This is a genomic window from Enterocloster alcoholdehydrogenati (assembly GCF_013282095.1).
Lineage (GTDB): Bacteria > Bacillota > Clostridia > Lachnospirales > Lachnospiraceae > Enterocloster > Enterocloster alcoholdehydrogenati.
The window spans coordinates 342,858-356,178 of sequence record NZ_BLTJ01000001.1; the positions used below are offsets into that span (position 1 = coordinate 342,858).

A 13,321-nucleotide genomic window follows, 5' to 3' on the forward strand; every position below is an offset into this window, starting at 1 on the left:
TTCGTTTTGTGTAGCTTATATGGCTTCCTGATCCGATCAGACATTCATTTTGAGCAGTTCATTGTAAGATTCCAGAGCCTTATTGCGCAGTGAGATCAGCACATCCAGGCTGATGGATGCTTTTGCCTGAGCAATGGGAAGGCTATGTGCATCGTCCAGCTTTCCGGCTGCCAGAAGATACTGCTTTTCCTCTACCTCCGCCTGCGTATCATAAACCTGCTGCACCGTCTTATTAAGCACATCTGCAAAAAGAGATGTTTCTGTTTTTTCCCGTCCCGGCTCTGTCCGGGCTGCTTCTCCAATGGAAGCCCATTCCTTCATCGGGGCGATAAACGCCGCTGCCTGTTCTGTTATCACGTTTTGTTCTCCTTCCTTGGTCGTAATACTGCCCTCCCACAATTTTACCAGAGGGCATTTTTTTAAAATGCTTTGGCTGCACTTCTAAGGCAGGCCAGATCACTGCTCACCGAAGCGACCATGGCCTGATATTCATATGCTGTACGTGCCAGATCCACCTGCTCCTGATCCATATCCACGTTGTTGCCATCCAGACGGGTTCCTTCTGTCCAGGTTGTTTTTAAGGCCGGACGCACAGAAGAAACCGCCGCCGCTGTATGCAGACCCGGTTTCTTCCCTGCTGAAGCATTTTTCACTTTCCTCTCCAGTTCCTCCTCAAAGGTGATATACTGAGACTTGAAACCCGGTGTGTCTACATTTGCAATGTTGTTTAAAGTGACATTTTGCCTTCCCCACAAAAGGTCTAAGACCTTTTCTGTCATCTGTATTCCATTTCCATATATTCCGTTCATAATGATCCTCCTGTTTTCTTCTGCATCTTCCAGCTACAATTTTGGGAAGAAAAAGATGAATCGTCCGTTTAAAGCCGCGTTCCTCATTGCTTGTGACGCATTCGCAGCGTATTTGTAACGCTTTTGCAACGCTTTATGGCATAATGTATATTATGCCATATATCCCCCCCCCCCCCGTTTTTTTACATACTAAAAGTCACGGTTATACGGTTTCCAAAAACTGTATTTTAAAATCAACAATCTGTCTTTTCTGATTCATGGTCGGATACGGTCTGCTCCAGCACCATCCCCAGTTCCAGCTGACGCATACAGGCCTCCCTGCTGCTGATCATTGTATAATACCGGGTTGTCTCCACACTGCTGTGTCCCAAAAAGTCCGCCAGACGCACAAGATCATGCTCTTTTTCATAAAAGCTGGTGGCAAATAGATGACGAAGATTATGCGGAAACACCTTTGATTCTGATATATTGGCGTCCCGGCTCAGACGTTTCATATCCATCCATACATTGCGTCTGTCTACCGGACGGCCTCCTCTTGTCACAAAAACCGGCCCGGAACAGATCCCTTCCCTGCTGCAGTATGACTGAAGCAGGCTGCAAAGAGCCTCTGTGAGAGGGATCACACGTTCCTTTCCTTTGGAACGGATCACAGCCGCCCCCCGTTCTACCGCCTCTACCGTTATATGATCCAGCTCGCCGATTCGTATTCCCGTGCTTCCCATAGTCTGTAAAATACAGGCCAGACGGTGTTTCCCATTCTTTGTTGCTGTCCGTATCAGCTCCTCATAATCCTCCCGGTTCAATTCCTTTTGTTCCGAGCGGAAGATCTGCCGCTGCTGCCTGCAGCTATGCACCTTCATATTTCCGCAGCCGATAAATGTAAGAAACCCATTGACTGCGATCAGCATAGAATTTACACTGCTGATCTTGTATTTTTCCAGCAGATGTCTTTTGTAGGCAAGGACGATCTCACGATCCGGCTTCCTTCCATCACAGTATTCTGCAAAGCCTTCTGCGTCGTGGGTGTATTTTCGGATCGTATTTTCGCTTTTTTCCTGATCTTTAAGGTATTCCCCGTACTTCTTTATGTTATGATCCATGCTGTTCAATTCTGTCATCTCCTTTGCTGTATATTCGCCGGCTCCAGCCGGCTTTTGTGCAGGGTTCCCCATCGCTTTTGACCATGACAGAATAAACGCTTTCCAGCGTATCTGCATGATTTCTGCGCGGCTGAACCACTGCAGTTTCAGTATACGCACTTTTTTACAGCCACGCAATATGAAGGGGGACGGTAAAGACGGTTTTAATTTTGCCCGCAAAAAAAGACCAGGCGTTCCCTGCCTGATCTTTTTTTGCGGCGGTTCCTTCTGTCCGGCCCCGCCTGCGTTTATTTATTTCACAGCTCCAAATCGGGAAATAGGATAATAGCAGAACAGCACCTTTGCTATGATCTTATCCTTTTTCACGTATTTATTCTCCCAGAATCTGGCGTCTCTGGAATTGTTTCGATTGTCCCCCAGCATAAAATAACAGCCTTCCGGCACCGTATAAGGGCCATAAGAACCTTCCATGGGCTCTGCCAGATAGGGCTCATCCAACGGCGTATCCGAGCCGTTGATATAAACCTTTCCATCCTCAATCATCACGGTTTCTCCCGGAAGCCCGATCACACGCTTTACATAATAGATGGACTCATCATCCGGATAGTGGAAAATCACAATGTCCCCTCTCTGAGGATCATCCTTTAAATACGCCAGCCTTGAGCCGATCACACGGCTGCGGGACATGATGGTGTTCTCCATGGATCCAGTGGGCACACGGCTGTTGGCAATCACAAAATTATTAAGCACAAGGGCGATAACGACCGCTGCAACAATAATCTGGAGCCAGCTGATGATCTCCTTTTTAAGGCTGAAGGGCTGATCTTCCCCCTCCTTTTTCCTGCGGCTTCTTCCCTGCATCTCTTCTGACATATCAATTCCTCTTTTTCTCTAAATTTCAGCAAACCCCAAAACATTCCAGCTATGCTGCCTTCTGCATTACGGATCCCGGTCAGAGTTCTTTCCGTACGGTCAGTCCTAACTGCGGATCTGCCCGTCGCCATAGATAATATACTTGGTGGTAGTCAGTTCCTTTAACCCCATAGGCCCTCTGGCATGGAGCTTCTGGGTACTGATGCCGATCTCAGCTCCGAAACCAAACTCCTCTCCGTCCGTAAACCTGGTAGATGCATTCACATACACGGCTGCCGCGTCCACCTCATCCAAAAACTTCTGCGCGTTGAAATAATCGGATGTGATAATCGCCTCAGAATGGCCGGTGTTGTATGTATTGATGTGCTGAATGGCCTCATCCACAGAGTCTACCAACTTAAGAGACAGGATATAATCCAGATACTCTCTTCCCCAGTCCTCCGGCTCTGCCGCAGCAAAGAACGGCTCAATGGCCCTGGCTGCCTCATCTGCCCGTATCTCCACCTGTTTTTCCTCCAGCTTTTTCTTTAACAGCGGAAGAAAATCCGAGGCAATCCTGCGATGCACCACCAGAGATTCACAGGCATTGCATACGCCGATGCGCTGCGTCTTTGCGTTGAAAATGATATCCAGAGCCATGTGGAAATCTGCGGATTCATCTACGAAAATATGGCAGTTTCCCGTACCTGTCTCGATCATCGGAACCGTACTGTTTTCTACCACAGCCCGGATAAGTCCCGCTCCTCCTCTGGGAATCAGCACATCCACATACTGATTCAGCCGCATCAGTTCCCTTGTTGTTTCTCTGCTGGTATCTTCGATCAGCTGCACCGCGTCCTCCGGCAGTCCTGCCCGGATAAGTCCCCTGCGGATCCAGCGGACAATAGCCTTGTTAGACTCCATCGCATCGCTTCCGCCTTTTAAGATCACAGCGTTTCCCGTTTTAAAGCACAGGCCAAAGGCATCAGCAGTTACATTGGGCCGGGCCTCATAGATCATGCCGATCACACCCAAAGGCACCCGTTTCTGGCCGATCTTAAGGCCATTGGGGCGCAGTTTCATGGAAATGACCTCTCCAACCGGATCCTCCAAAGAGGCTACCTTTAAAAGGCCGTCCGCCATGGACTGGACTCTTGCAGGCGTCAGCTTTAAACGGTCCAGGAGTCCCTGGCTCATACCGTTTTCTTCTGCCCTTTTGCAGTCCTCTTCATTGGCTGCAAGAATCTCATCCTCGCCCTCAAGCAGGCCTCTGGCCGCCTCCTCAAGACCCATATTCTTCTCTCTGGATCCCAGACTGTTTAAGTCTCTGGAAACAGCCCTGGCACGGCTGCCGATTTCATTCAATGTCATGATCCTTCGCTCTCCTTTTCCCTCATCTTCCCTGGAACGCACCTAAAGCGCGCTCCGGGCCTTACACCTCTTTGATACCGCCGTATTTCTTTCCAAGGTCTGTAATGGATCCGTCTTTTTCTACGATGGAAATATTGTTCAGATTATTTCTCAGACTGCCTCGGATGGCCGCCAGATATTCCTGGCGCAGGGCTGCCTGCTCCTTTTTCTCTTCTTCTGTCAGTCCTACAGACTTGGATTTATGGTACAGTTCATTGATCCGGTCGATTTTCTGCGTATCCACGTTTGGCTCCTCCTCAGGCTTAATATTCGTTATTCAGATAATGCATCAGGTCGAAATCCAGGTTCGGATGGGCTAAAAACAGCGTTCCCATTTTCGCGCCCGCAATAATGTCCAGCACAGCCTCCACATGATCGCCGTTGGCAATGACCATATCCGCGCCGCTGTCTGTGGCGATCCGCGCCGCCGCCAGCTTGGCAGACATACCGCCGGTCCCCACATCACTTCCTGAAGTGCCTTTCCCCATGGAGAGCAGCTCCTTTGTGATCTCAGGAACCAGGCTGATAAACTCTGCGCCGGGATTCTGTCTGGGATCGTCTGTGTAAAGGCCGTCAATATCGGAAAGCAGAATCAGAAGATCCGCCCCGATCAGAGCCGCCACAATGGCGGAAAGACGGTCATTGTCTCCAAAGCTGTCTACATAGGGGATCTCTGAGGTAGAAACCGTATCGTTTTCATTTACAATGGGGATGGCCCCCAGATTCAAAAGCTCCTCAAAGGTATTCTGGGCATTGTAGCGGGAGGCATCATTGACCATGGTGTCCTTTGTAAGGAGCACCTGGGCTGCAGTCTGATTATACTCCGCGCACAGCTTCTGATACACCATCATAAGCCTTGCCTGTCCCACTGCCGCAAACGCCTGCTTCTCAGCCAGGGAATCCGGGCGCTTATGATGCCCCAGAGCCTGTCTGCCTGCGGCAATCGCGCCGGAAGATACAAGCACCACGTCCTTTCCCTGACCTCTTAAATCACTTAAAATGCGGATCAGCTTTTCTATCTTCATAAGGTTTAGCTCCCCTGTCCCGGCATGAGTCAGAGAGGAGGAACCGATCTTGATGACGATTCTTTTTTTGTCTTTCAGATTCAGACGTTCCTGGGATTCCATGATCTGTTCTGCGTCTCCTTTATATATGTTTTTTCGCCGGAAAAGAAAACGGTTCTCATCGTTTTCTTTTCCGGCACTATGGTTTATCTTACACCAAATTTTATGACCCGTCAATTTTTTTCCGGCAGCAAGCTACGACAAACGTCTGTTTTTATCTCAATGGCGCATATCTGCGGATCAATTCTTCCGCCACCTTGATGCCGTCCATGGCCGCAGAGGTGATGCCTCCGGCATATCCGGCTCCCTCACCGCAGGGGAACAGTCCCCGGACCGAGCTTTCCAGCCCTTCATCTCTGGGAATACGGACCGGAGAGGAGGTGCGGCTCTCGATCCCCGCCAAAATTGCATCCGTCCGGTCAAAGCCTGGAATCACACCGCCGAACCCTTCCATGGCTTCTATAAAGGAAACCGCAAGCGTTTCCGGAAGAACCTGGCGGAGATTGGCAAAGGCATACTGTCCCCGAAAGGCAGGCTTTACCTGACCAAAAGCAACTGATTCCCTGTTTGAGAGAAAATCTCCATATAGCTGCACCGGAATTTTCCCCCGTGCAGCCTGATACGCTTTTTCCTCCAGTTCTCTCTGAAAGCCAATTCCAGCAAGAGGATTTTTCTCATCCACGTCATGAGAAAAATCCTCATGAGTTACCGACACAATAATCGCACTGTTGGCATTCTCTCCTGCCCTGTCATTATAACTCATTCCATTGACTGCCAGGCGCCCTGGCTCAGAAGAAGCGTTTACCACATAACCTCCGGGACACATACAGAAGGAATATACGCCTCTTCCTCCCGCAGTCTGTCTTGTGAGCTTATAGCTGGCAGGCCCCAGCTCATGGCACTCTTCCATTCCATACTGGCTTGTGTTAATCATAGTCTGGGGATGCTGGATGCGCAGGCCTACTGCAAATGCTTTGGCCTCCATGGCTACCTTTCGGCTGTAAAGCGTCTGAAAAGTATCCCTGGCGCTGTGCCCCACGGCCAGAACCGCCGCCTCTGCCGGAAGGATCTGGCTGCCATTGACTGTCAAAGCCCTTAAGCGTCCCTCCCTGATCTCAAAATCCGTCACCTGGCTCAGGAAACGGACCTGGCCTCCTAACGCCTCGATCTCCTTGCGAATGGACTTTACGATCCGGCTTAACACATCCGTTCCAATATGAGGCTTATTTTTATAGCAGATGGAAGGATCGGCTCCAAATTGGGCAAGAATTCTTAAAACCTCCCTGTTTCTTCCAAAGGTATCTTTTACAAGCGTGTTGAGCTTGCCGTCAGAAAAGGTTCCTGCGCCTCCCTCGCCAAACTGGACGTTGGAGGAAGGATCAAGACTTCCGTCCGCCCAGAATCTGGCTACCCGCTCTGTCCTGGCATCCACATCCTCTCCCCGCTCCAGAAGAATCGGGCAGTAGCCCTTTCTTGCCAGCATAAGGCCGCAGAACAAACCGGCCGGTCCGGTTCCAATGACAACCGGAGGCGCCGACAGGGATTTTATGCCGCAGTCCGGCAGGCGATACGGCTTATCCTCGCTGATGGAAAGATTTCTGTCCTTTTTCCTTTTTAAAAGCTTTTCTTCTCTTCTGCGCCCGCCCTCCTTTAAGGCTGCGTCCACAATATAGCTGTAAAAGATCTCCGGCTTTTTTCTGGCATCAATGGATTCTTTTACGATCGTTACCTGACGGATCTCCTCCTGAGACACTCCCAGGTTTTTTGCCGTCTTTTCCAACAGCTGCCCGCTTTCATATCCAAGGGGCAGCTTCAGCTGATTGATCCGTATCATATGTATCCTCCCTCTTTTTGGGCTGCATTTCCCATTCCTGCGGCGCACCAGCCGGCGATCCGGCCGCTGGACCAGGCAAACTGGAGATTATACCCCCCGCAGATTCCGTCCACATCCAGAAGCTCTCCGGCCAGATAAAGCCCCGGCCATTTTTTTGATTCCATGGTAGCCGGATCTACTTCCCTGGTATCCACGCCGCCGCAGCAGACCTGGGCATTGGCAAAGGGATTGACCGACATAATGATGGCCTCGTAGCCTTTAAGCTGTCCCATGATGCGCTCCAGCTGCCGGTTTCCCAGACTGCGGCATACCATGGAAGGTTCCGCACCAGAACGCTTTAAAAGCACCTGGGCCAGCTTGCGGTTGAGCATCCCGGTAAACAGTTCTCCCACCGGCTTTTCTCCCAGCATCTTTGCCCGCCTTTTTAAGAGCCTGAAGCTTTCTTTTTCCTCCCAGGAAGGCATAAAATCAATATATGCTCTGACGTTCTTCCCCTGATCCAGTGCCCTGGCCGCATACCGGCTCACCTGAAAAACGGGAATCCCTGACAGGCCGTAGTCTGTCAGCTGCAGTTCCCCTCGCTCCTGTGCCGCGCAGACTCCGTCTACCATCAGACGGATCCCAGCGTCGGTACGGATGCCCGCAAGCTGCTTATAAAGATTTCCCTGGCACCGCAGCTGAACCAGAGCGGGAAGAGGCTTGATCACCCTATGTCCCAGGCCGCCTGCCAGATCGTATCCGCTGCCGTCAGAACCCAAAGCAGGGGCCGCCTTGCCTCCCGCCGCCAGAATCACAGCATCCATATGGTGCTTTCCCTGATCAGTCACAATGAGAAAGCCGCCCTTTGCCTTCGGCCGGATATTTGATACATGGCAGGCTAAAAGCACCTTAACCCCCAGCTGCTCTACCCGAAACCGCAGCACATCCAGCACGGAAGCCGCCTGGTCGGAATTGGGATACACATAGCCGCCCCGATCCTTGGGAACGACGCCAAGAGCCTTAAAGAAATCCAGTGTGGCTTCTACATCAAAGCCCCCTATGACCCGCATGGGAAAATCGGGCTGGCTGCAGCGGTAGCAGTCAGGCTCCATCCTGTAATTAGTCAGGTTGCACCTGCCGTTCCCGGTAGAAAGGATTTTCTTTCCCACCCGGTCCATATGTTCTATAAGGGTCACGCTGGCTCCGGCCTCTGCCGCTGTAATGGCTGCCATCAAACCGGAGGCTCCCCCTCCTATAATACCGATATTCTTCCTGTCCATGGTATATTTATGTTCACTCCTGTTTCTTCTATGGTCGAAATAACTGCCTCCCGCGCCCGCGGGGATAACAGATCCAGGCAAAGCCTGTCCTTAACTTGTATAGGATTCCAGATAATGATATACGTCCATCATGGTCGGAAACCATATTCCTTCCATTAACCTGACTCTCTCCTGCTCCGGAAAATCCGTCACCGGGATATGGGTATACAGACAGATCGTACTCTTATCACTGCAAAATACCAGCAAAAATCCCGCCTCTGACACCAGAAAATACTCTTCCTCCGGCACTCTGGCCACGGTCTGGGCTGCCGGATGCACCCCGTCCTGGTTTAAAGCCTCTCTGCCTTCCATATCCGGCACCGTCTCACTCTCCAGTATGGTGTTGGGAATCGGCTCCTCCTGGCGGAGCTGATACCGGGTGATCCCGTAAACAGCCAGCAGGCAGAGGATCGCCGTGCCTAAAAACAGCAGCGCGTAAATAAACATTCGTTTCATGATCTAACCTCCTGATAAGGTTAGTATCTGCGCTTTGGCTGACTTTTAAACACGGTCTTTTGCCTGAAACGTCTCACACTACAGGAGTTTCGCCTTTTTACACAGGCCCACCAGTCTGGTGCCCATAGGCATCTCCTTTAATTCCTCCTCATCCACTGCCTTAAGCCGGATCAGAAGCACGCCATACACCGCAATGGCTGCAGCCACCGACGGAAGTACCACAAAAGCCATTCCAATTCGGCCGTGATGCAAAAGAGCCGGGAACACAAAAATAATCCCCCGATACACGCCCCAGGCCGCAACGCCCATGATCAGGGCGCAGACAGTGGGAAGAACCATGGTCTTTTTATACTCCTGACGGTAATCCGCACATCTTGCAATGGTACGGCCATTTAGCAGGCACATCATAAAGGCAAAGAGGATATTGGCATATACCACGCTGAAAATCCCCATGCGGAATACCAGAAGAAATACCTCCACCAGCACGATATGAACTGCCAGGGATATAAACGCGTGGCGCACCGGAACATCAAGCCGGTTCAGGCCCTGAAGCACTGCATTGGTCACGGTGGACAGTGAGAAAAATACCACCGCCAAAGCCCCCGACATGGTCAGGCGGATTAAAAGGCTGTTATCCTCTCCCGCAAACAAAAGATCGCACACCGGAGAAGCCAGCACTGCGATGCCAACTGCCGCCGGGATGGAGATCAGCATGGAAAAACGGACGGCTGCGCGGATCCTTTTTTTCGTCTCCTCAGGATCCTTTTTTGACACCGCTCTTGACAGGGACGGGATCAGCGAGGAGGAAAGGGCGTTTGACACTGCCACCGGGATATTAAAGAGTAGCTGATACTGCCCCAGCGCCCCCCAGAAAACTGCGATCTCTTCTCCTGTATAGCCCAGACGGTCCATTCCCTGGCCGAAGAGGAAATTATCTACCACATTCGAGCAGTTGTAGACGGCGCTGCTGACGATAATGGGGAGGACGGTAATGGTCAGAACGTACATCAGGCGGCCATAGCTTTCCCGGCTCTCTCCCGTCCGCACATATTCAGCGCCTTTTGCCTGCCCTTTGCCCTCTCCCAGCGCCTCCCGGCCCTTTGCGGCTGTCAGGATCATAAAAAAGATAAATGCCGTCACGGCTCCGGCTCCCGTACCGATGGTGCCGCCTGCCGCGCCTAAGGCATAGGAGTAATTCTGCGCCCCCTCTGCCCCATTCATCCCCAGTCCGACATTAAAGAGGATTCCTGCGGCAACTACGCTTACAATGGCATTAACCACCTGTTCCATAATCTGAGACAGGGCGGTAGGCACCATGGTTCCTGTTCCCTGAAAATACCCCCTCAAAACGCCCAGATACGCCATGATCCAGATAGTCGGCGCCAGTGTTTTCAGCGCATAGCTGGAAAAGGGAGTTTTCATCAGGTCAGCAAAAAGATCAGCCCCAAACCAGAGTGCACAGCCCGCAATACCTCCCGCAATGGTGGCATAGATCAGGCCTGCCTTTAAAATCCTGCGGCAGTTCTCGTATTCTCCCCTGGCCAGCCGGGATGAAATCATCTTTGAGATGGCCACCGGCATACTGTAGGAAGAAAGGATGAGCAGGATGTTGTATACATTATACGCAGATGTATAGTACCCATTTCCCTGCTTTCCGATAATATCGTTTAAAGGCATACGGTAAAGCATCCCAATAATCCGTACCAGGATCCCCGCCATAGCCAGGATGCTGCCCTGGATCACAAAATCGGCCGCCCTTTTCGCCTTTTTTTCACTGTTTGTTTTCATCTGTCTTTTCTGCTCCGTTCCTTTGGCCGTCGCCGGCCTGTATTAAAGACCTACTGCTTACTGCAGCGCTGTCTTTTTAAAATCCCCCGTAGGTATAATGCACACCCAGGTTTTTCCCTGGTTCAGCACGATCTCTCTGTGGTCTGCGTCGTAATAATGGGTCACGCCGAACTCCCCGTCCTTTTCCCAGGTCACGGGGATCGCTTTTCCCTCTGTCATATAATATCCGCATTCCGGGGTCTGTACGTTAATGTTGCGGTACTGTGTGGAAGCGTAAAAACCGCTCTGGCAATACTGAAAAATTACATTTTTCACCGTCACCGGCCCCTCGCTTCCCTGATGAACCGCACCATACTGGTAGCGATGGTAAAGGCCGTCGGCAGCATCATAGAGAAAATAAGCCTGATTGCCTGTATATCCCGGCTCTGCGCGCACCGCCTGGATCACCCCCGGCCTGTCATCCAGAGTAAGGACACAGCCATCCCTGGCAAAGAGATAGTGGCCTTTATATCCGCTGTCATACGCATCTGAATATCCCAGCGTCCGAATCGCCAGTTTCAGCCGGTCTCCTCCTGTATAGGCATTGTGAGGCGCTTTTCTGTCCTTTGAACGGTAGTATGCCGTTGTTCCGATGGCCTCCAGTCCGTTGATATTGTCGATATGCTTTAAGTACGGCTTTGCAAAATCGCTCTGCCCGTAGTGAGCATAGACAGCGTCAAACTCTCTTGCAAAATACACATAGCAGGTGCGGCAGCTGCGGACGGAACCAATGCGGTCCAGATCGTCATAATCCTCTAAAATGGCCATATACCGGTTCATGTCGCCCTCTACAGGCGCTTCATACACTACGCCAGCCCGGTTAATGCCGTACTGAGGAAGAGCCGCCTTATCATTGCTCATCATCACAGCCACGGGACGGCGGTTCCCCTTAAGGGCGTCCACCATCTGCCCGGTAAGGTAGCTGCGGATCTGTCCATTTTCCTCTTTTCGTTCCTCTGGGAGATAATATTCTGTATCATACTGCGGCTCCTCCTCATCGGAATAAATCGTGATCTGCACCAAGGCCGACGACGTCTGTCCGGGCACAGCAGGGCTTGTATCCGCAATGTTTCCGGCGGCCGGCCTGGCGCAGCCGGTCAGTCCCAGAAGGCATAGAACAAGGAGAGGGGCCGTCCTTTTCCACAGACGTCCCCTTTTTCTCCTGATCATCTGGTATACCCCCGTGTATCCAGGATCGCCCGCTGGCGCTCCTCCATCTCAAGGCGCTCTTCTTCCTCCATATGGTCATAACCGCACAGATGAAGCATACTGTGAGCCACTAAAAACGCCAGCTCCCGTGTCTGTGAATGGCCGTATTTTTCTGCCTGCTCCTCTACCTTTTCCACCGAGATCACAATGTCTCCCAGCATCAGCTCCCCGGTCTCAGGATTAAAATAATCCTCCACCGCCTCCTCCACATGGTCAAAATCAGAAGGGGTTTCATAGTCCACCATAGGGAATGAGAGCACATCCGTGGCGGAATCGATCTGACGCTGTTCCCGGTTGATCTCCCGTATGGCTTCATTATCCGTAAGGATCACATTTACCTCTGCCTCGTAGGGGCATTTTTCATAGTCAAGAGACGCCTCCACCACATCCCGGATAATAGTCTCATAGGGGAGATCCAGTTTTTTTTCTGCCTCATATTCAATGGAAATGGTCATAGCATTTACCTTCCTTTATCTCTCTGGGGCCGTTTTTTCGGCTCTGTTTTCTTCTCGTAATCGTCATAGGCCTGTACGATCTTCTGAACCAGCGGATGGCGCACCACGTCAGAGCTGGTCAGATAGCAAAAGCCGATATCATCAATGCGTTTTAAAACCTTTAGGGCTGTATCCAGACCGGACACTGCTCCTGAGGGCAGATCCTTCTGGGTCTGGTCACCTGTGATAATGACTTTGGAGCCAAAACCGATTCGGGTCAAAAACATCTTCATCTGGGCCGGGGTGGTATTCTGGGCCTCATCCAGGATGATATAGGCATTATCCAGGGTGCGGCCTCTCATATAGGCCAGAGGCGCCACCTCAATAAGTCCCTTTTCGGAATTGTGCAGGTAGCTCTCCGCCCCCATAATCTGGTACAGGGCATCATAGAGCGGGCGCAGATAGGGGTCGATCTTGCTTTGAAGATCTCCCGGCAGAAAGCCCAGCTTCTCCCCCGCCTCGATGGCCGGACGGGTCAGGATAATCCGTCCTACCTCTCCGTTTTTAAATGCCTGGATAGCCATAGCCATAGCCAGATAGGTTTTTCCCGTTCCGGCAGGGCCGATGCCAAAGACGATCATTTTTTTGCGGATGGCATCTACGTAGTTTTTCTGCCCCAGGGTCTTGGGCTTTACCGGCTTTCCCGTAACGGTACGGCAGATAATATCCCTGTCGATCTCCAGGATCTGTCCGTCCTCCTCGGTAAAGGACAAAGACAGGGCATAGTCTACATTCTGCTCTGTAATGCTGTTGCCGCGCATGGAAAGCTGGATTAAGTTATTAAACACACTTTTTGCCTGGGAAACCGCCTTTTCCGGGCCGATGATCTTGATCTCGCCGTCCCTTGCGATCATGGTCACATGAAGGGTGCGTTCTATTTTCTTTAAGTAAGCGTCGAACTGCCCGCAGACGTTTTTTTCATGCTCTGCGGGAATATCGATCATGGTTTCAATCACACTCATTGAATC

Annotated in this window: 14 protein-coding genes; all 14 read right to left on the reverse strand. The window is 51.3% G+C overall.

What is annotated here, in order from left to right; translation table 11 throughout:
• Positions 1-36: 36 nt before the first annotated feature.
• The 14 genes from fliE to HW447_RS01735 all read right to left on the reverse strand — a co-directional run bounded on the left by fliE (position 37) and on the right by HW447_RS01735 (position 13,315).
• Positions 37-321, reverse strand: a complete 285-nt coding sequence (fliE, locus tag HW447_RS01670; protein WP_176253741.1) for a flagellar hook-basal body complex protein FliE — start codon at positions 319-321, stop codon at positions 37-39.
• A 98-nt stretch (positions 322-419) separates the two neighbouring features.
• Positions 420-809: a flagellar basal body rod protein FlgB gene (gene flgB / locus HW447_RS01675; protein ID WP_176253576.1), complete on the reverse strand. Its 390-nt coding sequence runs from the start codon at positions 807-809 to the stop codon at positions 420-422.
• Between the two features lie 233 nt (positions 810-1,042).
• Positions 1,043-2,068 carry a tyrosine-type recombinase/integrase gene (locus HW447_RS01680; protein WP_243176171.1) on the reverse strand — a complete coding sequence of 342 codons (1,026 nt, stop codon included), beginning with the start codon at positions 2,066-2,068 and terminating at the stop codon, positions 1,043-1,045.
• A 132-nt stretch (positions 2,069-2,200) separates the two neighbouring features.
• Complete coding sequence (gene lepB / locus HW447_RS01685) at positions 2,201-2,782, reverse strand: signal peptidase I (RefSeq protein WP_176253577.1); 582 nt, start codon at positions 2,780-2,782, stop codon at positions 2,201-2,203.
• Between the two features lie 105 nt (positions 2,783-2,887).
• Complete coding sequence (locus HW447_RS01690; protein WP_176253578.1) at positions 2,888-4,132, reverse strand: glutamate-5-semialdehyde dehydrogenase; 1,245 nt, start codon at positions 4,130-4,132, stop codon at positions 2,888-2,890.
• Positions 4,133-4,193: 61 nt separating this feature from the next.
• Positions 4,194-4,415 (reverse strand): DUF896 domain-containing protein, encoded by a 222-nt coding sequence (locus HW447_RS01695; RefSeq protein WP_176253579.1) that lies wholly within the window; start codon positions 4,413-4,415, stop codon positions 4,194-4,196.
• A 19-nt stretch (positions 4,416-4,434) separates the two neighbouring features.
• Positions 4,435-5,298, reverse strand: a complete 864-nt coding sequence (gene proB, locus HW447_RS01700) for a glutamate 5-kinase (RefSeq protein ID WP_176253580.1) — start codon at positions 5,296-5,298, stop codon at positions 4,435-4,437.
• A 151-nt stretch (positions 5,299-5,449) separates the two neighbouring features.
• A complete protein-coding gene (locus HW447_RS01705; protein WP_176253581.1) occupies positions 5,450-7,069 on the reverse strand; it encodes an NAD(P)/FAD-dependent oxidoreductase in 1,620 nt (539 codons plus the stop codon).
• Complete coding sequence (locus HW447_RS01710; RefSeq protein ID WP_176253582.1) at positions 7,066-8,328, reverse strand: BaiN/RdsA family NAD(P)/FAD-dependent oxidoreductase; 1,263 nt, start codon at positions 8,326-8,328, stop codon at positions 7,066-7,068. Before HW447_RS01710 ends, HW447_RS01705 begins: the two co-directional genes overlap by 4 nt.
• A gap of 90 nt (positions 8,329-8,418) precedes the next feature.
• A complete protein-coding gene (locus HW447_RS01715) occupies positions 8,419-8,823 on the reverse strand; it encodes a hypothetical protein (protein ID WP_176253583.1) in 405 nt (134 codons plus the stop codon).
• Between the two features lie 78 nt (positions 8,824-8,901).
• Positions 8,902-10,611, reverse strand: coding sequence for a putative polysaccharide biosynthesis protein (locus tag HW447_RS01720; protein ID WP_243176172.1), 1,710 nt, complete (start codon positions 10,609-10,611; stop codon positions 8,902-8,904).
• A gap of 57 nt (positions 10,612-10,668) precedes the next feature.
• Positions 10,669-11,820 carry a DUF3048 domain-containing protein gene (locus HW447_RS01725; RefSeq protein WP_176253584.1) on the reverse strand — a complete coding sequence of 384 codons (1,152 nt, stop codon included), beginning with the start codon at positions 11,818-11,820 and terminating at the stop codon, positions 10,669-10,671.
• Complete coding sequence (ybeY, locus tag HW447_RS01730; RefSeq protein ID WP_176253585.1) at positions 11,817-12,314, reverse strand: rRNA maturation RNase YbeY; 498 nt, start codon at positions 12,312-12,314, stop codon at positions 11,817-11,819. The genes HW447_RS01725 and ybeY overlap by 4 nt, the downstream gene beginning before the upstream one ends.
• A gap of 5 nt (positions 12,315-12,319) precedes the next feature.
• Entirely contained in the window at positions 12,320-13,315 is a 996-nt protein-coding gene (locus tag HW447_RS01735) for a PhoH family protein (protein WP_176253586.1), read from the reverse strand.
• Positions 13,316-13,321 lie beyond the last annotated feature (6 nt).